Here is a 20,331-nt window from a genome sequence, read left to right as displayed (position 1 = left end):
GCATTGCCGGAAAAAACGTTGTGGATGACCGCCGTTGAGCCATCCGGTAAAAGTCATTTCCGACACCAGTGGCACACAAACAGAAATCGTCCCTTTTTGCCGCACATTAGGAGGGGCATTGCTTGTATTACACGTTTATGCATTGATTCAACATAAAATATCCGAAATGTCCTATTTGGGCGGTCATCCCTCTCTCCGGACGCCGCACCATAGATCCGCGGGCCCGCCCGCATCTAGGTGGGTGAGACCCGAGGAGAGCCCTTGCACCCCGACCAGCAGCGTGACTTCACCGAGTTCGTCATCAGCCGTTCCGACCGGCTGATCAGGCTCGCGTACCTCCTGACCGGCGATCAGCACGCCGCCGAGGACCTGCTCCAGACCGCGCTGGCCAAGACCGCCGGGCACTGGCGGCGGATCCGCGACAGTCCGGAGGCGTACGTGCGCCGGGTCATGTACCACGAACAGGCCGGCCGCTGGCGAAGCCCGCGCTGGGGACGCGAACGGCCGGTCACGTCACCACCCGACCGGACCGCCGGCGACCGGACCGACGAGGTCGAGACCCGCGTCACCCTGGCCCGGGCGCTCCGGACCCTGCCGCCGCGCAAGAGAGCGGTCCTGGTGCTCCGTCACTACGAGGACCTCCCGGAGTCGGAGGTCGCCAGGATCATGGGCTGCTCGGTGGGGACCGTACGCAGCCAGACGCACCAAGCCGTCGCCCGGTTGCGCGAGCTGATCGGCGAGACCATCACCCTGGAGGCCTGAGATGACCCTCGACGAACAGCGGATCTCCGCCGAGCTGCGGCGGATGGCGGACGAGGCGAGGCCCGTCGACCCGCTCGCCTACGCGGCACGGGCGCGGGCCGGCTCCACGCGGCGCCGCCGCCTCTCCTGGTCGGTCGCCGGGCTCGCCGCGGCCGCGTCGGTGATCGCCGCGGTGACCGTCGTCACCGGCGGGGGCCCCGGCCAGGTCACCGCGGCGGAGGTGGACCGCCTGCCGGACAACACCCCCGAGCAGACGCGGGCCGTACGCGCGTGCATGCCCCAGGGAGGTCCGGTGCACAGCATGGACGGTCGCCGGCGCATTCCCGAGCACGGCTCGGTGGAGGACTTCCGGATGCTGGCGGAGTACCGGGACAAGGGCGGATCGACCGCTCTGGTCGGCAGCCTGTCCGGCTTCGTCCTGTGCACGCCGAGCACGCCGCAGGATCTCGCGGAGCGGGCGGTCTTCACCTACTGGGGGTTCCAGGCTCCGGGGAACATGAGGGGCTTCCCCGGCGCGCTCCAGGTGGACGCCTACACCTCGCAATCGGACAACAAGGTGGAGGGGCCGGAGCGGGCGATGAGGACCAAGACCTACCGGGTCGTGGTCGGCCGGGTCACGGCGGACGTACGCCGGGTCGAGGTCGACTGGGCGGACGGGCGGCGTACCGACGCGCGCATCGCCGACGGCTTCTTCATCGCCCGGGTGCTCGGAAAGTCGGTCCCCGACCCCGACGGCGGCAAGGACGCCTTCGGCGAGCCTCTCACCATCCTGAACACGCCACCGGTGACGGTCACCGCCTACGGCCCGCGCGACCAGGTCCTGGAGCAGGTCACGGACGAGAGGTACAGCCCGTTGGGCCGGGGGACGGGGTACTGACCGGGCCGGGAGGAGGAGGTCAGGCGGACTTGCGGGTCTTGCGCCTGGCGGGGGCCTTCTCCTCCTTGGCGGTCTCGTCCTTGGAGCCCGTCTTCGCGTCCTTCGCCTTCCCCGAGGCGGCCTTCCCGCGCTTGGCGGGGGCGCCCTCCCGCTCCCGCTTGGCCGCCTCGACGCTGGCCCGCAGCGCCGCCATCAGGTCCACGGCCGGCCCGGCCTCCTCCTCCTCGGCAGCTGGGACGACCTCCTTGCCCTCCACCTTGGCCTCGATGACGTGCTGGAGCGCCTCGCGGTAGGTGTCGTGGTACTCGCCCGGGTCGAAGTCGGACTCCATCGTGCTGATGAGCGACTCGGCCATCTTGAGCTCCTGGGCGCGTACCTCGATGTCCTCCTCCAGGAACTCGAAGTCGGGCGCGCGGATCTCGTCCGGCCAGAGCATGGTCTCCAGGACGAAGACGCCGTCGCGGACGCGCAGCGTGGCCAGCGACTCCCGCTGCCGCAGCGCCACCTTGACCACCGCGACCTGACCCGAGCTCTCCAGGGCGTCCCGCAGCAGCACGTACGGCTTCGCCCCCTGCGCGTCGGGCTCCAGATAGTACGACTTCGCGAAGTAGATGGGGTCGATCTGCTCGGCCGGGGTGAACTGCAGCACGTCGATCCTGCGTGACGTGGTCAGGGGCAGGTCCTCGAAGTCCTCGTCGGTGAGCACGACCATCTCGCCCGTGGCCAGCTCGTAGCCCTTGGCGATGTCGGCGTAGGGGATCTCCTCGCCGTCGAGCTGGCACACGCGCTTGTAGCGGATGCGCCCGCCGTCCTCGCGGTGCACCTGATGGAACGACACGTCCTTCTGCTCGGTCGCGGAGTAGAGCTTGACGGGGATCGTGACCAGGCCGAAGGAGATCGCACCCTTCCAGATGCTGCGCATGGCTCACTCCTCAGGCTCTCCGTCGTCGTCGGCAGAAGGCACATACCCGGCATGACACGACCAATGCTTGCCATACGTGGCCGTGGCGAAATCGGTGGGTTAGGCGCGATCCATCCGGGGAGGTGGCGTACACCATGCGGACGGAGGTGCCCCCGTGGCCAAGAAGGTCCCCGTCAAGGTGGACGGACGCGAGCTGACCCTCAGCAACCTGGACAAGGTGCTCTATCCGGACTGCGGCTTCACCAAGGCCGAGGTCATCGACTACTACAGCCGGATCGCCCCCGTCCTGCTGCCGCACCTCGCGGGCCGCCCGCTGACCGTCAAGCGCTACCCCGACGGCGTGACCGGCCAGTCCTTCTTCGAGAAGAACGCCCCCGACCACACCCCCGACTGGGTACGCCGGGTCAACCTGCCCGTCCCCGGCAGCACCAAGAACCGCGAGAGCATCGACTTCGCCGTGATCGAGGACCTGCCGACGATCGTCTACTACGCCAACCTCGCCGCACTGGAGCTGCACGTGCCGCAGTGGCGCGTGGACGACGACGGTAACGCGCTGCCCCCCGACATGATCGTCTTCGACCTCGACCCCGGGGCGCCGGCGACGATCGTCCAGTGCGCCGAGGTCGCGCTGATGCTGCGCGAGGTGCTGAAGGCCGAGGGGCTGACCGCCCGGCCGAAGACGAGCGGCAGCAAGGGCATGCAGCTCTACGCGGACTGGGACTGCAGGGAGGAGCCCTCCGCGTACGCCAAGAGGCTGGCCCAGCTCCTGGAGAAGGAGCACCCGAAGCAGGTCGTGAGCGTCATGGCCAAGGCCGCGCGGCCCGGCAAGGTCTTCATCGACTGGAGCCAGAACAACCCCGCGAAGACCACCGTCGCGCCCTACTCCCTGCGGGCCCGCGAACGGCCGACCGTGTCGACGCCTCTTACGTGGAAAGAGGTGGAAAGCTGTGAGCGTCCGGAGGACCTGGTGTTCACAGCGCCGGACGTACTGGCGAGAGCGGAGAACCGCGGCGACCTTTTCGCGCGGGCGTAGTCTGGAGCCGTCCACACCTGGAGGGGGACCACGAGATGTCGGAGATGGACGTTCGCGGGGACGAGGGGCCCTACGACGAGGAGGTCGAGGAGTTGTCGATCGAGGCGCCCGAGGCCGACGTGGCCGAGCAGCAGCGCGAGGCGGATCGGGCGGCCGGCGGGCTGCGCCGCGAGCTGCCGCTGGACGTCAACCCCGCCGACGCGGCCGAGCAGGACCGCGAGGTCGAGCTCGACGACGACGAATACCGGTGACGACCGCCGCCGGGTGTGACGCCTGCCCGCGCGCGGGACGATCTTCTTCCTGCTCGCGCGCGGGGCGACCTGCCTACTCGTGCGTAGGACGACGTGACTACTCGCCCGTAGGATGTCCGCACGACCCGTTGAGAGCGCTGAGAGACCAATGGAGACCCGCGTGACCGCAACCCCGGACGCCAAGCCCCGGGGCACCCGGCTGCCCCGACTCGCCCGCCGCCGGCAGCTCCTGAGCGCGGCGCAGGAAGTGTTCGTCGAGAACGGCTACCACGCGGCCGCCATGGACGAGATCGCCGACCGGGCCGGGGTCAGCAAGCCCGTGCTCTACCAGCACTTCCCGGGCAAGCTGGAGCTCTACCTCGCGCTGCTCGACCTGCACGTCGACGACATGGTCAACCGCTGCAGGGAGGCCCTGGCCTCCACCAACGAGAACAAACTGCGCGTGCAGGCCACCTTCCAGGCGTTCTTCGACTTCGTCTCCACCCAGGGCGAGGCCTTCCGCCTCGTCTTCGAGTCCGACCTGCGCAACGTCGCCCCGGTGCGCCAGCGGGTGGAGCGGTCCCTGCGCGAGTGCGCGGAGATGGTCAGCGCGCTCATCCAGGAGGACACCGGCTGCACCAGCGACGAGGCCCATCTGCTGGGCGTCGGCCTGGTCGGCATGGCCGAGGTCAGCGCCCGCTACTGGGTGACGACGCACGGCTCCATCCCCAAGGACGCGGCCGAGCAGATGATGGCCCGCCTCGCCTGGCGCGGCATCAGCGGTTTTCCGCGTACGGCATAACCCGTTCGCTGGGCGCGATCATCCGCGTGTCCGTCGTGCGGCAAGGGCCACGATGGAGTTGAGCCAGCCCGTCCATGAGGGAGCCACGATGGAAGTCAAGATCGGCGTACGTTCCGTGCACCGCGAGCTCGTTGTCGAGACCGACCTGTCCGCCGAGCAGGTCGAGGAGGAGATCAGGAACGCGCTCTCCGTCGAGCGTGGCGTCTTCGCCATCACCGACGTCAAGGGGCGGCGGGTGGTCGTGCCGGTGGCCGCGCTCGGGTTCATCGAGATCGGCGAGGACGAGGCCAGGCCGGTGGGCTTCGGCGGCACGCTGTAACTTCTGACGGCGCCCGGCGTCGGGGGACGGCTCACCACCGCCGTGCCCCGGCGTCCTTCCGCGTCCGGCGCGGGAGGCGCGTCCGCACGGACGGCCTGCCCGCGTGGGAGGCGTTTCCGCGTGGTCAGCGTGGGAGGTGGCGGGCGGCGAGGCGGCAGCCCGGTGGCGGGCGGTGCGCCCTCGGGACGGGATGCCGGGGCTGGGCGATGGCCGGGCAGCGCGAGCTTTCCCGCCGCAGCACGGCCCGTGAGGTCCAGCGGTTAGGCCCGCATCTGGTCAAAGAACCGCCGTCGCGTCGCAAGGCCCTCATGCTCGAACGGTACCGCCGTTGCGCCGCTCCGCGCCGCCCATCCGGCCGACTTTCGGCTGCCCGGGCTTTCAGATGCCGAGGGCGGCCATGCGCTTGTTGTGCTCCTCGGTCAGCGTGGCGAAGAGCCGGGAGATGTCGGCCTGCCCACCGCTCGCCTCCATCAGCGACAGCGCCAGCTCCGGCCGCGCCGCCGCCACCTGCTGGGCCTGGCTGAGCGCCTCGCCCACGAGCCGCCGCGCCCACAGCGCCAGCCGCGCCCCCGCCGTCGGGTCCGCCTCGATCCCGGCGCGCACCCGCTCCACCGCGAACTGCGAGCGCCCCTCGTCCACCAGCACCTCGTCCACCAGCTTGGCGACCGCCGGGTCGAGATGCCTGGCCACCTCCCGGTAGAAGTCGTTGGCGATGCCGTCCCCGACGTACGTCTTGACCAGCGCCTGCAGCCAGTCGGCCGGACGGGTCTGGGCGTGCCAGGCGTCGAGCGCCCCGGCGAACGGCGCCATCGCCCCGTCAGGATCGGCGCCCAGCTCGGTGAGGCGGTCGCGCAGCAGACGGAAGTGGGCGTACTCGGCGACCGCCAGCTCGCTCAGCGCCGCGCGGTCGGCCAGCGAGGGCGCCAGCGTGGCCGCGTCCTCGGTCATCCGGGCGTAGGCGCTGAGTTCCGCGTACGCCAGCACGCCGAGCAGGTCGACGACTCCTGGAGACTGCTTCATGGTGGCAGCGTACTTCGGGAAATCTTCGGGAACATACGTGAGCTCGGCCAGCGTTGTGCTATCGAGTACACTGCTCTGTGAAAGTGCGACCGCACTGTGTAAATTCGGGGGTTTCTCCCGGATACCTCCGCTCCCAGGAGGCCGCGGTCGCTGATGACGCGAGAGGGCTGGCTCTACCGCGAGGACCCAAGACACGGGGTGTCCATCCACCCGTCGGTCCCGGCAGGCCCGCCTTCATTTGAGACTGAGGCAGGCCACGCTGACGACTTTCCGAGACCTCGGAGTCACACCAGAAATCGCCGACGCCCTCGAGACCGAGGGCATCGTGTCGCCGTTCCCCATTCAGGAAATGGCGCTCCCGCTCGCGCTGAGCGGCCAGGACCTCATCGGTCAGGCACGCACCGGCACGGGCAAGACCTACGCGTTCGGCATCGCCATGCTGCAAGGCATCGGCAAGCCGCGCAAGAATCGCAAGAAGCCCCGCGGGCTGGTCGTCGTACCGACCCGAGAGCTGGCCACCCAGGTCAGCGAGGACCTCGTGACCGCCGCGGGCAAGCTCGGCTCCCGGGTGCTGACCGTCTACGGCGGTCGGGCGTACGAGCCCCAGGTCGAAGCGCTCAAGGCGGGGGTCGACGTCGTCGTCGGCACTCCCGGCCGGCTGCTCGACCTGGTCAAGCAGAAGCACCTCGACCTGAGCCAGGTCACCTCCCTCGTCCTCGACGAGGCCGACCGCATGCTCGACCTGGGCTTCCTGCCCGACGTCGAGCGCATCTTCAAGCTGGTCCCGGCGGAGCGGCAGACGATGCTGTTCTCCGCGACGATGCCGGGTGAGGTCGTCGCGCTGTCGCGCAAATACCTCAACCGCCCGACGCACATCCGCGCCGAGCACGAGAGCGGCGAGGGCGAGGCGACGCCGCAGGTACGCCAGCTCGTGTGGCGCACCCACCGCATGGACAAGATCGAGATCCTGTCGCGGCTGCTCCAGGCCGAGGGCCGGGGGCTCACCATGGTCTTCTGCGAGACCAAGCGGGCCTGCGACATGGTCGCCGAGCAGCTCGACACGCGCGGCTTCGCCGTCGCGGCCGTGCACGGCGACCTCGGTCAGGGCCAGCGCGAGCAGGCGCTGCGGGCGTTCCGCAACGGCAAGATCGACGTGCTCGTGGCCACCGACGTGGCCGCGCGCGGCATCGACATCGACGACGTCACGCACGTGGTCAACTACGACTGCCCCACCGAGGACAAGACGTACGTGCACCGCATCGGCCGCACCGGCCGGGCCGGGCGCACGGGCATCGCGGTCACCTTCGTGGAGTGGGAGGAGCTGACCCGGTGGAAGATGATCAACAACATGCTCGGGCTGGCCTTCGCCGAGCCTGAGGAGACCTACTCCACCTCGCCGCACGTCTACGCCGAGCTCAACATCCCCAAGGGCACCAAGGGCGTCCTGCCGCACGCGAACCGCTCGCGCGCCGGGCTCTCCGCCGAGCACCTCGAGGACCTCGGCGAGACCGGCAGGGCACGCGGGCGTGGCGGTCGCCGCCGCGACGAGCGCGACCGTGACCGTGAGCGCGACCGTGAGCGTGACCGTGACCGTGAGCGTCCTGCTGCCCGTACGCAGCGCCAGCGCCGCCGCACCCGTGGCGGCAAGGAGCTGGCGGAGACCGCACCCGTCGAGACCTCGGAGGTCGAGCTCGTGGATGCCAAGGCGGAGGAGACTCCCGCGATCCTCACCCCCGACGAGGTCGGCGCCGCCAACGCGCAGCCGAAGCGGGCCCGTACGCGGAGGGGGGCGGCCTCGACGGCGATCGAGCAGGCGCTCGCCGTCGCGCCCGAGTCCGCGCTCGCCTCTTCCGGCGCCCCTTCCGGGGCTCCGGCGGACGGTGCGGTCGCGGAGGCGCCGGCGCGGAGCACGCGGAGCACCCGCTCCCGCCGGGTCGTCGCCGACGCCCCCGCCGCCCCGGCGCCGTTGCCGGAGACGCTGCCGGAGACGCTGCCGGAGTCGTCCCCGGTGGAGACGCCGGTGGAAGCACCGGCGGAGACGCCGGTGAAGGCACCGGTGGAGACGCCGGTGGAGGCACCGGCGCGGACCACCCGGTCCCGCCGCACCGCCGCCGCCAAGGCGACCGAACCGGCCGCCGCGGGCATCGAGCAGGCCCCGCCGGTCGCCGACCAGGCCCCGACCGCCAAGCGGCCGTCGGTCGCCGAGCAGGCCCCGGTTGCCAAGCAGGCCCCCGCCGCCAAGCAGGCGCCGGTGGCCGAGCAGGCGCCCGTCGTCGCGGAGCGTCGGGAGGCGCGGGTTCAGGCGGAGCCGGAGCCGAGCTTCCTCGCCCCGCCGCCCCCCGCCCCCGTTCGCCAGCCGGAGCGGATCATCCCGCCGAGCCCGTTCGCGGTGATCTTCCAGTCACCGGACCTGGCCACGGACGACGATGACATCGCGCCGTCCGCCGCCAGCGAGCGCAAGCAGCAGCGACGCCAGTCCCGAGGCGGCGGCGGCAACCGCCGCCGCGCCGGCTGACGTCCCGGCACCACCACGCAAGGCGCGCATCCCGCACTACGGGGTGCGCGCCTTTCGGCATGTGCGGCAGGATCGCTGTACGGCCCCACGGCGCGTCACCCGGCCGCGACGCCTCCACGTGGCCCCGACCCGCTCCAACACCCGCCCACGTGCCTCTGAAGCCGCGTACGCCGGGCGTACGGCGTCGCGTCCCGCCGGCCGCACGGCGACATCCGGCATTCGCGACATCTCCCCCAAAGTCGCACCAGCGTAACGGGCATGCCGGTGTCGAGGCGCTGACCTCTGGGTATTGTTGCCCCACGTGAGTACGCCGCGATTCCTCGACCTGCCTCCTGGCGTCACCCCACAGAAGATCGAGACGTCACAGGGCACGTTCGCGGCCCTGGAGGCCCTTCCGGTCAGTGGTGTGGTTGAGCGCTGGCCCGCGCTCCTCGTCCCCGGCCTGACCGGCAGCAAGGAGGACTTCATCGCGGTCCTGATGACGCTCGCGCAGTCCGGCCGCCGCGTGGTGGCGGTCGACCTGCGCGGCCAGTACGAGACCCCGGGCCCCGACGACCCCGCCGCCTACACCTGCGCGGCCCTCGGCGCCGACCTCGACACGCTCGCCCAGGTGATCGGCGGCGGCGGCCCCATGCACCTGGTGGGCCACTCCTTCGGCGGCCTGGTGGCCCGCGAGGCCGTCATCGACGGGCGTACGAAGTTCGCCTCGTTCACGCTCATGGGCTCGGGCCCGGGGGCGATCGAGGGCCGGCGGGCGCGCAACGGCAGGAAGATCATGGAGGAGGTGCCCGCGCTCGGCCTGGAGCACGTGTGGCACCACAGGTTCGAGCCGGACGCGCTGGCGGCCGACGTCCCCGACGACATCGTGGCGTTCCTGCACCGGCGGCTGCTGGCCAACTCGCCGACCGGCCTTTCGTCCATGGCCGAGCAGGTGCTCACCATGCGCGACCGCACCGACGAGCTGCGCCAGATCGAGGTGCCCACCCTCGTCCTCTACGGCGAGGACGACGACGGCTGGTCCCCCGAGACGCAGTCGGAGATGGCCGCCAGGCTGGGCGCGGAGTGCGTGGTCGTGCCGGGCGCCGTCCACTCCCCCGCCGTCGAGGCGCCGGAGACGACGGCGGCCGCGCTGGTCAGGTTCTGGAACGCGGCCGAGAAGCACTATTTGGACATCCATTCCAATAGCCTGTAATCATGTACTTACCATGAACGGCATCGAAGACCTCGTCGTCCAGCCGCCGCACACCGTCACCTACCGCGTGCACATCGACCGCACGATGTGGGTGGGCGGCGTCCGCGGGCTCATGCTGCAGGCGCTGCACCCCCTGGCCATGCGCGGCGTCTGGCAGAACTCCACCTTCCAGGAGGACCCGTTCGGCCGGCTGCGGCGCACCGCCGACTTCGTGGGGCGGGTCACGTTCGGCAGCCCGGAGGAGGCGGCCGAGGCCGGGCGGCGGGTGCGGGCGATCCACAAGACGCTGCGCGTGCGGGACCCCGACACCGAGCGCAGGCACCGGGTGGACGATCCCGAGCTGCTGCTGTGGGTGCACTGCGCCGAGGTGTCGTCCTACCTGGAGGCGGCCAGGCGCGGCGGGCTGCGGCTGAGCGAGCGCCAGGCCGACCGCTACCTGGCCGAGCAGCGCGCCGCCGCGGCCTACGTCGGGCTGCACCCCGAGGACGTGCCGGGCACGTGCGCCGAGCTGGACGCGTACGTCAAGCAGGTGCGGCCCGCACTCCGCGTCACCGAGGAGGCCGCCGCGACCGTGCGGTTCCTCATGTGGCCGCGACTGCCGGAGGAGCTGCGCATGCTGTCGCCGGGCAAGCCGGTCTACTTCCCGTTCGGGGCGCTCTGCTACTACACGCTCCCCGACTGGGCCAGGCGGATGTACGGCGTGCTGCCCGAGGTGCCGCGCGCGGCGGTCACGGCGGCGCTGCGGGCGTTCAGGCTGGCGATGAACTCCGTCCCCGAGCCCGTCCACGACCGGGCCTTCATGCCGGCCACCCGCGAGATGCTCCGTGCGACCAGGGAACGGCTGGGCGCGGCCGGCTACGACGTCAGCGAGGGGCTCAAGGGCCTCACGGACCCCCGCCGCTGGCCCAAGGGGGCAGCGGACCCGGCGCCCGCCGCCTGACCCCAGGAAGGGCCGAGGCGGCGGCGCTCATCCAGCGCGGTCGTCCCAGGGACGCTCACTCGGCGAGGCCGTCCCAGGGGTCGCGGTCGGGGGCCACGGCCTGGCCCTCGGGACAGTGGCGGCGGAAGTCGCACCAGGAGCAGATCGGGCCCGGACTGGGCGCGAACAGCTCGTCGATCTCGGGCGGCACCGCAGCGGGCCCCACGAACGGCCGCCCGGACGCCCCCGCGGGAGACGGGACAGAGGTGCGGGACGCCTGGCCGCGTGGGGCGGTGCGGCCCTTGGCGGGGGCGGCGACGGCCCCCCGGTAGCGCTCGTCGGCCTCCGCCGCCTCGCTCGCCAGCTCTTCGGCCCGCCTCAGATGGCGGGCCAGCGACTCGTCGGTGTGCCGCCACTGGACGATCTCGCCGGTGGGCAGGTGGTGCAGCTCGACCTCGTGGCACGGGGTGCGCAGCATGCTGGAGGCGGCCACGGCGTAGGCGGCGAGGGCGAGCGAGCCACGGGCGTCGTCCTGGGTGAGCGGGCGGCGGCCGGTCTTGTAGTCGACCACGACCAGCTCGTCGCCGCGCCGGTCGAGCCGGTCGATGCGGCCCGACAGGGCGATGACCTTGGTGCGCGTGGCGACCGTGCGTTCGACGCCGACGGGCTCATCCGCCGGATCTAAAGTCGCGACATATCCGGACACGAGGTCGCGGGTCCGCGCCAGCCACCGCCCGGACTGCTCGGCGTCCCTGAACCCCTCGGCGATCCACCCGTTGGTGAGCAGGACGGCCGCCGTCAGCGGCGTGCGCCGCTCGTACGGCTCCCGCCACCACCCCGCCAGCGCGTTGTGGACGCTCGCGCCGACGCTGTTGTGCGCCCAGGCGGGCCCCTTGGACGGCTGGGGCCGGTCGAGGTAGCTGAACCGGTAGCGGCGCCGGCAGTCGAGCCAGGCGTTCAACCGCGACGGCGTGCACGAATAGAGCCGCCGCGGCATGTCCTCCAGCGGGAGCTGGCCCTGCACCGAGCTCACCCGGCCGCCTACTCGTCGCCCGGACCGAGCTTGATCCCGGAGATCCTGGTGCCGTCGGCGAGCGGGCCCTCGGACTCCTCGCCCTCGGTGGCGACCCTGGTCAGCGAGCCGGACACCCAGTCGTCGAAGTGCGGCTCCAGGTCGCCGACCGTGACCTCGTCGCCGTGGACCGGCAGCACCCGCGTCTCCGGCGGCAGCGTGAACAGCCGCCCGCCGATCGAGGTGAGCTGGTCGGCCAGCGCCGGGTATTCGCCGCCCAGCTTGCCGGGGCCGTCGGCCTGGAGCGCCTTGCCGGTGAACACGGCCCCGAGCGCCTCGCAGTAGAGCGACACGCCGCCGGGGGTCACGCCCGGCGTCTCCATGACGTCGAGCTGGACGTCGGCGACCTCGAAGATGCCGTCGTCCTCCATGTCGATGTCGGGCCAGGTCTCGGACCAGGTCTCCCGCCACAGGGGCTTGTCCTTGGGGTGGAGCGCCACGACCGCCTCGTCCCTGCTGGCCACCTCGATGGCCGCGGAGACGTGGTCGGGCAGCCCGGCCGTGCAGATGACGGCCAGCACCTCGCGCTCGCCCACCTGCTCCATGATCTTCTCGGCGTCACGGGACGGGTCGATGACGATCACCTCGTCGTCGTCGCCTATGACCCAGGTGTTGTTCTCGACCTTGTGCTCGGTGCCGTCGAGGTCGACGACGCCCTCGGTCACCACTCTCTCGATACGCGCTGTCACGCCTCCGAACTCTAGCCCGTCTGCCTGACAGCGCGAATCGCGAAAGCGCGTCCTAGTCCTCGAGCCGTGGCGAGAAGGCCCCGAAGGGCACGTCCAGATCGTGGTCACGGGCGTCGACCAGGGACAGCTCGGCGAGCGCGATCATGCATCCGGCGTCGGCCGGCCAGCAGATCGTCCACAGCCAGTTGCCCAGGGCCTCGCCCGCGTAGACCGCGCGGTCGTCCTCGCCGTCGACGCACCAGAGCGGGGCGGGATGCCCGAGCACCTCGATCTTGGCGTTGGGCGGGCCCTCGTCGAAGCCCGTGCCGGGGTCGGGGCCGTCCAGCCCGGCGAACGCCGCGCCGAGCCCGATGCCCGGCTCCTCGGCGATGATCAGCATGTCGGCCGGCCCTTCGACCAGGGACGGCCCGGTGAGCGCGACAACGCTGGCGCGGGCGCCGGTGCGCTGGTCGCCCACCTCGGCGAAACCGGTCACCACCCATCGGGAGGGCAGCGGCCACGGTAGCCATACGGGCACGACGGAGCTCTTGCGCATCGCGTCCAGGGCCTCGCCGGTCGGCGGCCACGGAGGCTGATACGGCAGGACGTCGCCGTGCGTGTCACATCGGTACGCGCTTGACCAGGCGCCCGGCCCGTGAAGAGGGCCGAAACACCGTGGGCAGGTTGGAGCCGCTCTCACACCTACCCACGGTGCTTTCTCGGGTACGGCCCCGTCAAGGCCGCTCCCCGTTATCCCGTCGTAATCTTGGTCATGTGCGCGTAAATTGTGTCGGCGCCGTCATTCTCGACGCCGCCGGGCAGCGGATCCTGCTCGTCCAGCGGGGGCGTCCTCCTGGCGTGGGCCTGTGGTCCGTGCCCGGCGGCCGGCTGGAGCCCGGCGAGGACGACGAGACGGGCGTGCGGCGCGAGGTCCTGGAGGAGACCGGCCTGCGGGTCGAGGTGGGCCCGCTGGCCGGCGTGGTGGAGCGCCCCGGCCCCGGCGGCGTCACGTACGTGATCCGCGACTACCACGCCACCGTGACCGGCGGGACGGCGGCGGCCGGTGACGACGCCGCCGACCTGCGCTGGTGCACGCCGGCCGACCTCGCCCGGCTGCCGCTCACCGAGGGCCTGCTGGAGACGCTCACCGGCTGGGGAGCCCTACCGGCTTGAGGTCAGGCTGGAGGTCCACAGGATGAGGTGGTCGGCGTCGTACGTGGTGGACCGCCCGAGCGCCACCACCTCCGACCCCGACACCGCCACGGCGGTGAGCCACTGCATCCCCGGGCCGGCCAGCCGGTCCTTCGTGAGCGCCATGCGGTTCCAGTTCAGGCCGTCCTGGGAGGTCCAGGCGGCGCTGTCGCCCTCGCCCGGCGCGCCGTGCCAGCCGACCGCCACCAGGCCCTCGGCCGCCGCCGCGAGGTCGTAGACCGCGGCCGCCTGCTCGGCGGGCAGCCACGAGGTCTCCCAGCTCTCGCCGTCGTCGGCGGAGACCGCCGCGAAGGCGCGGCGGGAGCCGCCGGTGATCGCGGTGCCCATCGCCACCAGCCTGCCCTGGTGCTCGACGATCCGGCGCAGCCCGGCGGACGTGGCGTCCGGCGGGGCCACGCGGGGGCGTGCGCTCCAGTTGAGCCCGTCATCGGAGTACCAGACGAGGCTGCTCTCCCGGTCGGCCGGGCCCGCGCCGCCCACCGCCACGAACCCGTCCGCCGTCGCGGTCACGTCGTGCACGCGCGCGCCGGCGCCGCCGTTCGGCAGCTTGGCCGCCCTGGTGAACCTGCGCAGGTCGGAGGTGAACCACATGGCCGCGCCCGCGTTGTTCGCCTGGTCGGTGTCCTGGCCGGCGAGCACGTAGCCCTTCTTGCCCGCGGCGACGACCCGCGGCTCCAGGCCCACATGGCCGGAGCGCCTGGCCAGGTCGCCCGAGACGTTCACCCGCCGCCAGCTCTCGCCGTCGGCCGAGGTCACCAGCAGGGGGTCGGTGACGCCGACGTTGGTCTCGGTGCCGCCGACCGCGAGCCAGCCACGGGAGCCGTGGGCCACGTCCTCCAGCCGCTGGCGGCCGGAGCCGCCGAGACTCATGGACTTCCAGCTCTGCCAGTTCCTGATCGTCCACAGTCCGGCGTCGCCGGAGGCCGAGCCGACGGCGACGTACCGGCCGCCGAAGCTGGTCAGGGCGCTCGTCTCGCGGGCCATGCGGGTCAGCCCCGCGACGTCGCCGAGCGGCACGCGGGCGGCCTGCCCGCGCGGCGGCGCGGACATCAGCACGAGCTGGTTGTCCACGTCGGAGGCGGCCTGGTCGCCGCCCGCGAACAGGGTGCCGCCCTCGGCGATGGTGAAGCCGCGCAACGTGGCGTTGCGCAGGTTGCCGAGCTCGGCCCGCTTGGTCCAGCCACGGCCGTCCGTCGTGGTCAGCACGGCGTACCGGCCGAGGCCGGCCTGCGTGATCGCGGCCGCCCCCGACTCGTACGAGATCAGCGACTCCACGCCGACGCTCTCGCCGCCGAGCCCCGCGATCGAGCCGCACTGCGCCCATTCGTCGCCGCCCGGCGAGCAGTAGACGCGTACGTCGCCCGTGATCGTCCGCTGCCGCGTCGGCACCAGCACGAACCGCTTGGGCAGCACCGCCAGCGTCCCCGCGCGCGGCATCGCCTCGGGGAGCAGGAACGCCGTGACCTGCCACGTACGCCCGCCGTCGGCCGACCGGACGACCCGCGAACCCTCGCCTTCCGCGGGTCGCCCGATGGCCACGACGGTGTCGCCCTTGGCGACCACCGCGTTGATCTCGCGTATCTGCAGGCCCGTCGCCTCGGCCCGCTCCCAGGCGCGGCCGTCGGCCGACCGCCAGGCGGCCGGGCCGGGCGCGCCGTCGTCGCCCGTGGTGGTGCCGACCGCGACGAACCCCGATGACGTACGGGCGATGTCGGCGATCCGGTCGCCGGCCCGGAACGCGGTCAGGGCGGAGGCGGGCACGGCGTCCCAGCTGAAGCCGTCGGCGCTGGTCCACAGGCCGCGCTCGCCGGTGCCGTAGTCCTCGCCGCTGGCCAGCCAGCGCCCGCCGCCGCCGACGACGCGCTGGACGGTGGGGGCGGAGGCGCCGTTGACCTGGCCGAGCTGCCACGTCTTGCCACTGTCAGGCGAGAACAGGAACAGCGGGCGCGGGGTGGGATCGGTGATGTCGCTGCCCACGGCGACGACCGCGCGGCCGACCGAGGCCATGTCGTTGAGCTTCTGGTTGACGCCGTCGCCGGCGGCGGGGACGGTGAACAGCTCGTCGCCCGAGCGGCCCGTCCCGGCGGCCAGGCTGAGACCCTGGGGCTCGTCGCCGGCCCACTGCCAGACGAGCACGCCGGTCGCCACCAGGAGGGCGGCGGCGACGGTGAGGACGACGGGGGTGGCGCGGCTGCCCCGGCGTACGGGGCTGGACCTGCGGACAGCGGCGGGGGCCGGGCCCCTGTGGTGGCGTCCGCTCGCGCCCTGGGGGCGGGCCGGGCCGCTCGCCACGAGCAGGTCGGGCCTGGTCGGCCGACCGGCCGGCGGGCGGCCGACGCGCCGCACCTCCGGCTCGTCCTCCCCGCCGGGCTCCGCCGGCGCGGCTCCGTCGGCCGGGACCACCAGCCGGTACGGCGCCGTACGCGGGTCCCTGCGCGGCGTCTCCCCCTCCGCGCCCTCCCGCGCCCCGGAGACGGCCTCCTGGCCCTCCCGGCCCTCCCCGCGCCGCGACTCCTCCTGAGCCCCCTGTACGGCCTCCTGAGCGTCCTCCTGCGGCTCGGGCGGCGCGTGCCCGGCAGAGGGGGGTTGGGCGGACGGAGTGTCATGGGGACCCGCCGGGCGATGAGCTGCGCCCTGGGGGACCCCCGCATCATGCGGGGCTGCTGTGCCATCAGCGGCCGTTGCCCCAGAGGGCGCCGCATCCTGCGGGGCCGCTGCGCCTTCGGGGGCCGTGTGCGAAGAGGCCGCCGCGCCCTGAGAGGCCGATGGACCAAGGGGAGCCGACGGGCTCTCGGGGGCCGCCGCATCCTGCGGGGCTGTGTCCTGGGGGGCCGATGGGCCCTGGGGGGCCGGGGGCTTTCTGGGGGGGCCGGAGGCGACGAGTTTGTCCGGGCGGTTGACCACGCGGCGCGGCCGGCGGCGCGGCTCGGCCTCGGGCTCCGCGGTCGGCGAGCTGTAGGGCCTGCGTCCCTTGGGGGGCTCCTGCGGCGTCTCGTCCGGTACGGGCGCCGCGAAGGGCGGCATGCCCCACGGGGACGTCAGGGGTAAGCCCCGGGCCCGGTCGTCGGTGGGCCCGGGCGGGGAGTGGCGGATCCTCGGCTCTGGAGAAGATTGCGGCTCGGACACGCCCTCGGAGCGGGGGTCGTCGTCACCTGGCGGTCGCCGTGGCGGTTCGCTGGGGCCGGAGGCCACGCGCCGTACCTCCTAGTCGAACTAGTCGTACGGGAACGGTCACCATCCGGGACCGTTCCAGGAAGGATGTCCATCCTTATGCGCTTATTTCGAGTTTTTCTGTCTCACTCGACGAAGTATCACACGCGCCCACCCCTACCCCGCCGGACCGAAACGATCACCTCCGGAAGACCTCGCCCTCCCCACAGGTTCCAGAGCAGCACGAATGAGCGCGAATGGCGAGACCTCTCTAGTGAGATTCCCCCAACCACTAGCCCGATTTATCTCGAAATTGTGGCGATTGACCGCTTTTTGGCCAGGTACAAAACCCCGAGCGAGAACACCAGGAACTGCACCGCCGTCCCCGTCAGCGCCTGCCACGGCACCGCCACCTCCGCCTGGTTCAGCGACTCCTGCAACTCCCCCGCCGCCGCGCTCAGCCCGAACGCCACCACGTTGTTGAGCACGTGCAGCGCGATCGCCGCCTCCAGCCCCCCGGTACGCACCGACAACCAGCCCATCACCACGCCGAAGGCGAACACGTCGGCGAGCCCCGTCCACGAGTAGCCGTGCAGCGAGGCGAACAGCGCCGCCCCGACGACGATGCCCCACACGGGGTTGCGCACGTGCGCCCCGACGGCCTGGAGGAACCAGCCGCGGAAGACGTACTCCTCGGCGGCGGCCTGGAACGGCACCAGCACCAGGATCACCACGAACACGGGCAGGAACCGCTCCCAGCCCACCCAGCCGAACATGCCGGCCTCCGCGCCCGTCAGGGTCAGCATCAGCCACTGCGCGGCCTGCCCGAGCACCATCGCCAGCACCGCCAGCCCCGCGCACCGGACCATCCAGCCCCAGCGCAGCCGGCCGGCCACCGACGACAACGTCCCCGGCCTGCGCCGCTGCACCAGCGCCGTCACGCCCACCACGAGGAGCAGCACGGGCGCGATCGACATCAGCGTCGTGCCCAGCCCGAACGGGGTGCCCTCGGGCAGCCCGGTGTTCACGTCCACCGGCGAGGGCAGGCCGAACACGGCGGCGAACAGCATGGCCGCGGTGATCACCACGAACCCGATGACGAAGAACCCGATCGCGATCACCAGCGTGCCGACGATCGAGCGCCACGGCCGGGCGGCCTCGTTCCGCGCCAGATGGTCGAAGCGGGCGCCCGAGGGCATCGGCAGGAACCAGGACCGCTGCGGCGGCACGGGCGGATAGGGATATTGCGGCTGCGGGTACGCGGCCCCGTACGGGTGGCGCGGCGGACCAGGGTTCTCCTGCATTCCTCCATTCTGTCCATCTGATGCGCAATAGTTCACAGACGGATCGCGCTTTTGGGCGGATGCTCTCAGAGGTAGGCACTTCAACCCTGGGAGCAGTCCATGTCAAGGCTGGGACCTGTCATCACCCTCGTGGCGGGAGCCGTGCTCGCCGCGGGGCTCGGTGTCGCCAGCGTCAACGCGACACCTGCGGCGAACACCGCCGCCCCCAACGTGGAGAACACCGTTCCCGACGAGGAACAGACGGCTGAACAGACGGCTGAGGAGCCGGCGCAGGAGGCGCAGCCGACGCCCGCCCCCGAGCGCACGGAGGCCAAGAAGATCGACAAGGCCGACTACGGCGGCCGCGTCACCGGCAACGGCGGCCTCATCGCCATCTCGATCAGGAACGGCAAGGCCGTCGGCTACTTCTGCGACGGCCGCGCGGAAGCCTGGTTCAAGGGCACCCAGTCGGGCGACTCGGTCAGCCTGACGGGGGTCAAGACCGGCAAGGTGACCGCCGACCTCGGCGCCGGCAAGGCCACGGGCCAGTTGTCGCTCGGCGGCAGGAAGTGGAGCTTCGTCGCCCAGTCCGTGCGCAAGCCGTCGGGCCTGTACCGGGCCACCGCCCTCGTGCGCGGCGCCCAGTACCGCGCCGGCTGGATCCGGCTCAAGAACCCGGACGGCAGCTACACCTCGGTCGGCGCCGCCACCTCGAACGACAGCCTGGTGCCCGTCCCCGCGCTGAACCCCGACCAGCCGACCGCGCCGCTGACGGTGGACGGCACCACGGTCCAACCGAAGGACGTCGACGGCTTCATCGAGGAGATGTCATGACCGCCATCCACCGGACGCCCTCGCGCGGCCTGGCCTCGTTGCTGGTGCCGCTGCTGATCGGCGGGCTCGTGGTGCTCGCGCTCGGCGTGTACGGCCGCGCGCACACCCCCACGGGCTACGCCGTCGGCGTGGCGGGCTTCTCCGCCGCCCTGCCGATGAAGGCGTGGCTGACCACGGCCGCGCTCGTGCTGGCGTTCGTCCAGGTCGTCTCGGCCCTGTCGATGTGGGGCAAGCTCGGGATCGCCATACCGGCCGGGGTGCACCGCTGGTCGGGACGGCTGGCGTTCCTGGTGACGATCCCGGTCGCCTTCCACTGCCTGTACGCGCTCGGCCTCCAGTACGACGTGCCCAGGGTGCTCGCGCACTCCCTGCTCGGCTGCTTCTTCTACGGGGTGTTCACCGCGAAGATGCTGGCCCTGCCCAAGCGGGACACGCCGGGCTGGACGCTGCCGGTGTTCGGCGGGCTGGCGTTCACCGCGCTGGTGGGGCTCTGGCTGACCTCGGCGTTCTGGTTCTTCACGGCCGTGGGCATCAGGGTGTGAAGGTGACGGTCCTGCTCAGCCCGGCCGCCCGCCCCTTGGCGGCCACGACGAGCGCCATCTTGCGCGAGGCCTCGTCGATCATCTCGTCGCCCAGCATGACCGCGCCGCGCTTCTCCACGGTGGTGTAGTACTCGTACGCCTCCAGGATCAGCTCGGCGTGGTCGTAGTCCTCCTGCGCCGGCGAGAACACCTCGTTGGCCGCGTCCACCTGGGAGGGGTGCAGCACCCACTTGCCGTCGAAGCCCAGCGCCGCCGACCGCCTGGCGACCCGGCGGAAGCCGTCGACGTCCTTGATCTGGAGGTAGGGGCCGTCGATGACCTGCAGGTCGTGGCTGCGGGCCGCCATGAGCAGGCGCATGAGGATGTAGTGGTAGGCGTCGCCCTCTGTGTAGCCGGGGGGCTGCTCGCCGACGACGAGCGTGCGCATGTTGATCGAGGCCATGAAGTCGGCGGGCCCGAACACCAGCGTCTCCAGCCTCCGCGACGAGCTGGCGATCATGTCGACGTTGACCAGGCCGCGGGCGTTCTCGATCTGAGCCTCGATCCCGATCCTGCCGGGCTCGTAGCCCATGGCCTTCTCGATCTGCGTGAGCAGCGTGTCGAGCCAGACCACCTCGGTCGGGTCCTGCACCTTGGGCAGCATCACGCAGTCGAGGAACTGCCCGGCGCCCTCGACGACCTCGATGACGTCGCGGTAGGTCCACTGCGTGGCGAGGTCGTTGACCCGCACCACGCGCGTCTTGCCCGACCAGTCGCCCTCGCGCAGCGCGGCGACGACGTTGCGCCGCGCGCCCTCCTTGGCGGCCGGCGCGACGGAGTCCTCCAGGTCGAGGAAGACCTCGTCGACGGGCAGGGTCTGGGCCTTCTCCAGGAAGCGCGGGTTGCTCCCCGGCACCGCGAGAACCGAACGACGTGAGCGCATGCGCACACGCTACTGGTGGCGCCGCCTCCTCCCGGTGGCGGCACCCACCCGTACGTC

Annotated in this window: 20 protein-coding genes; 12 read left to right on the top strand and 8 right to left on the bottom strand. The window is 72.0% G+C overall.

The annotated features are described in order from the left end of the window. Nucleotides 1–261: 261 nt before the first annotated feature. Nucleotides 262–762 carry a SigE family RNA polymerase sigma factor gene (locus AC27IY_RS45775; protein ID WP_487181804.1) on the top strand — a complete coding sequence of 167 codons (501 nt, stop codon included), beginning with the start codon at nt 262–264 and terminating at the stop codon, nt 760–762. A 1-nt stretch (nt 763) separates the two neighbouring features. Further along, nucleotides 764–1,639: a hypothetical protein gene (locus AC27IY_RS45770; protein WP_487181803.1), complete on the top strand. Its 876-nt coding sequence runs from the start codon at nt 764–766 to the stop codon at nt 1,637–1,639. 19 nt (nt 1,640–1,658) lie between these two features. Here AC27IY_RS45770 and ku read toward each other — a convergent pair whose 3' ends face one another. Then, complete coding sequence (gene ku / locus AC27IY_RS45765) at nt 1,659–2,561, bottom strand: non-homologous end joining protein Ku (RefSeq protein ID WP_487181802.1); 903 nt, start codon at nt 2,559–2,561, stop codon at nt 1,659–1,661. Nucleotides 2,562–2,715: 154 nt separating this feature from the next. Between ku and ligD the strand changes: the two genes are divergently transcribed. The 4 genes from ligD to AC27IY_RS45745 all read left to right on the top strand — a co-directional run bounded on the left by ligD (nt 2,716) and on the right by AC27IY_RS45745 (nt 4,945). After that, the gene (gene ligD / locus AC27IY_RS45760; protein WP_344210577.1) at nt 2,716–3,594 is read left to right on the top strand and encodes a non-homologous end-joining DNA ligase; all 879 of its coding nucleotides are present in this window, start codon (nt 2,716–2,718) and stop codon (nt 3,592–3,594) included. Nucleotides 3,595–3,638: 44 nt separating this feature from the next. After that, the gene (locus tag AC27IY_RS45755) at nt 3,639–3,845 is read left to right on the top strand and encodes a hypothetical protein (protein ID WP_344210579.1); all 207 of its coding nucleotides are present in this window, start codon (nt 3,639–3,641) and stop codon (nt 3,843–3,845) included. A 160-nt stretch (nt 3,846–4,005) separates the two neighbouring features. Next, nucleotides 4,006–4,626: a TetR/AcrR family transcriptional regulator gene (locus AC27IY_RS45750; RefSeq protein ID WP_218155950.1), complete on the top strand. Its 621-nt coding sequence runs from the start codon at nt 4,006–4,008 to the stop codon at nt 4,624–4,626. An 88-nt stretch (nt 4,627–4,714) separates the two neighbouring features. Continuing rightward, the gene (locus AC27IY_RS45745; protein WP_344210582.1) at nt 4,715–4,945 is read left to right on the top strand and encodes a DUF3107 domain-containing protein; all 231 of its coding nucleotides are present in this window, start codon (nt 4,715–4,717) and stop codon (nt 4,943–4,945) included. A gap of 378 nt (nt 4,946–5,323) precedes the next feature. Here AC27IY_RS45745 and AC27IY_RS45740 read toward each other — a convergent pair whose 3' ends face one another. Beyond that, nucleotides 5,324–5,965, bottom strand: coding sequence for a ferritin-like fold-containing protein (locus AC27IY_RS45740; RefSeq protein WP_371252171.1), 642 nt, complete (start codon nt 5,963–5,965; stop codon nt 5,324–5,326). A gap of 349 nt (nt 5,966–6,314) precedes the next feature. Between AC27IY_RS45740 and AC27IY_RS45735 the strand changes: the two genes are divergently transcribed. The 3 genes from AC27IY_RS45735 to AC27IY_RS45725 all read left to right on the top strand — a co-directional run bounded on the left by AC27IY_RS45735 (nt 6,315) and on the right by AC27IY_RS45725 (nt 10,612). Next, nucleotides 6,315–8,480 carry a DEAD/DEAH box helicase gene (locus AC27IY_RS45735; protein ID WP_487181801.1) on the top strand — a complete coding sequence of 722 codons (2,166 nt, stop codon included), beginning with the start codon at nt 6,315–6,317 and terminating at the stop codon, nt 8,478–8,480. Nucleotides 8,481–8,781: 301 nt separating this feature from the next. Beyond that, on the top strand, nt 8,782–9,672 hold the full coding sequence (locus tag AC27IY_RS45730) for an alpha/beta fold hydrolase (RefSeq protein ID WP_364454619.1): 891 nt from the start codon (nt 8,782–8,784) through the stop codon (nt 9,670–9,672). Nucleotides 9,673–9,685: 13 nt separating this feature from the next. After that, nucleotides 9,686–10,612, top strand: a complete 927-nt coding sequence (locus AC27IY_RS45725; RefSeq protein ID WP_487181800.1) for an oxygenase MpaB family protein — start codon at nt 9,686–9,688, stop codon at nt 10,610–10,612. A 55-nt stretch (nt 10,613–10,667) separates the two neighbouring features. Here the strand turns inward: AC27IY_RS45725 and AC27IY_RS45720 are convergent, their stop codons facing one another. The 3 genes from AC27IY_RS45720 to AC27IY_RS45710 are packed head-to-tail and all read right to left on the bottom strand — an operon-like array spanning nt 10,668 to nt 13,031. Beyond that, nucleotides 10,668–11,624, bottom strand: a complete 957-nt coding sequence (locus AC27IY_RS45720) for a RecB family exonuclease (protein ID WP_487181799.1) — start codon at nt 11,622–11,624, stop codon at nt 10,668–10,670. 8 nt (nt 11,625–11,632) lie between these two features. Beyond that, a complete protein-coding gene (locus tag AC27IY_RS45715; protein WP_423452537.1) occupies nt 11,633–12,352 on the bottom strand; it encodes an MBL fold metallo-hydrolase in 720 nt (239 codons plus the stop codon). A gap of 52 nt (nt 12,353–12,404) precedes the next feature. Continuing rightward, nucleotides 12,405–13,031, bottom strand: a complete 627-nt coding sequence (locus AC27IY_RS45710) for a DUF6758 family protein (protein ID WP_344210594.1) — start codon at nt 13,029–13,031, stop codon at nt 12,405–12,407. Nucleotides 13,032–13,105: 74 nt separating this feature from the next. On the opposite strand from AC27IY_RS45710, the gene AC27IY_RS45705 reads away from it, so the two are divergent. Continuing rightward, nucleotides 13,106–13,504 carry an NUDIX hydrolase gene (locus AC27IY_RS45705; protein WP_371252166.1) on the top strand — a complete coding sequence of 133 codons (399 nt, stop codon included), beginning with the start codon at nt 13,106–13,108 and terminating at the stop codon, nt 13,502–13,504. On the opposite strand, the gene AC27IY_RS45700 is transcribed toward AC27IY_RS45705, so the two are convergent. Continuing rightward, entirely contained in the window at nt 13,493–15,946 is a 2,454-nt protein-coding gene (locus tag AC27IY_RS45700; RefSeq protein ID WP_487181798.1) for a sialidase family protein, read from the bottom strand. The genes AC27IY_RS45705 and AC27IY_RS45700 overlap by 12 nt on opposite strands. 1,049 nt (nt 15,947–16,995) lie before the next feature. Then, nucleotides 16,996–17,997 carry a CPBP family intramembrane glutamic endopeptidase gene (locus AC27IY_RS45695; protein WP_364454635.1) on the bottom strand — a complete coding sequence of 334 codons (1,002 nt, stop codon included), beginning with the start codon at nt 17,995–17,997 and terminating at the stop codon, nt 16,996–16,998. A gap of 99 nt (nt 17,998–18,096) precedes the next feature. Between AC27IY_RS45695 and AC27IY_RS45690 the strand changes: the two genes are divergently transcribed. Together AC27IY_RS45690 and AC27IY_RS45685 are read left to right on the top strand one after the other, a co-directional pair. After that, nucleotides 18,097–18,810, top strand: a complete 714-nt coding sequence (locus AC27IY_RS45690; RefSeq protein ID WP_487181797.1) for a hypothetical protein — start codon at nt 18,097–18,099, stop codon at nt 18,808–18,810. Then, complete coding sequence (locus AC27IY_RS45685) at nt 18,807–19,352, top strand: DUF6529 family protein (RefSeq protein ID WP_487181796.1); 546 nt, start codon at nt 18,807–18,809, stop codon at nt 19,350–19,352. The genes AC27IY_RS45690 and AC27IY_RS45685 overlap by 4 nt, the downstream gene beginning before the upstream one ends. Here AC27IY_RS45685 and AC27IY_RS45680 read toward each other — a convergent pair. Beyond that, entirely contained in the window at nt 19,342–20,274 is a 933-nt protein-coding gene (locus AC27IY_RS45680) for an HpcH/HpaI aldolase/citrate lyase family protein (protein WP_487181795.1), read from the bottom strand. The genes AC27IY_RS45685 and AC27IY_RS45680 overlap by 11 nt on opposite strands. Nucleotides 20,275–20,331: the final 57 nt, after the last annotated feature.

Source organism: Nonomuraea sp. B208 (assembly GCF_057536035.1).
This window is presented reverse-complemented; position numbering and strand designations above follow the sequence as displayed.

Coding starts and splice junctions, on each gene's coding strand:
- AC27IY_RS45770 (WP_487181803.1), top strand. CDS start 764: ATGACCCTCGACGAACAGCGGATCTCCGCCGAGCTGCGGCGGATGGCG.
- ku (WP_487181802.1), bottom strand. CDS start 2,561: ATGCGCAGCATCTGGAAGGGTGCGATCTCCTTCGGCCTGGTCACGATC.
- AC27IY_RS45755 (WP_344210579.1), top strand. CDS start 3,639: ATGGACGTTCGCGGGGACGAGGGGCCCTACGACGAGGAGGTCGAGGAG.
- AC27IY_RS45745 (WP_344210582.1), top strand. CDS start 4,715: ATGGAAGTCAAGATCGGCGTACGTTCCGTGCACCGCGAGCTCGTTGTC.
- AC27IY_RS45740 (WP_371252171.1), bottom strand. CDS start 5,965: ATGAAGCAGTCTCCAGGAGTCGTCGACCTGCTCGGCGTGCTGGCGTAC.
- AC27IY_RS45735 (WP_487181801.1), top strand. CDS start 6,315: ATGGCGCTCCCGCTCGCGCTGAGCGGCCAGGACCTCATCGGTCAGGCA.
- AC27IY_RS45725 (WP_487181800.1), top strand. CDS start 9,686: ATGAACGGCATCGAAGACCTCGTCGTCCAGCCGCCGCACACCGTCACC.
- AC27IY_RS45695 (WP_364454635.1), bottom strand. CDS start 17,997: ATGCAGGAGAACCCTGGTCCGCCGCGCCACCCGTACGGGGCCGCGTAC.
- AC27IY_RS45690 (WP_487181797.1), top strand. CDS start 18,097: ATGTCAAGGCTGGGACCTGTCATCACCCTCGTGGCGGGAGCCGTGCTC.
- AC27IY_RS45685 (WP_487181796.1), top strand. CDS start 18,807: ATGACCGCCATCCACCGGACGCCCTCGCGCGGCCTGGCCTCGTTGCTG.
- AC27IY_RS45680 (WP_487181795.1), bottom strand. CDS start 20,274: ATGCGCTCACGTCGTTCGGTTCTCGCGGTGCCGGGGAGCAACCCGCGC.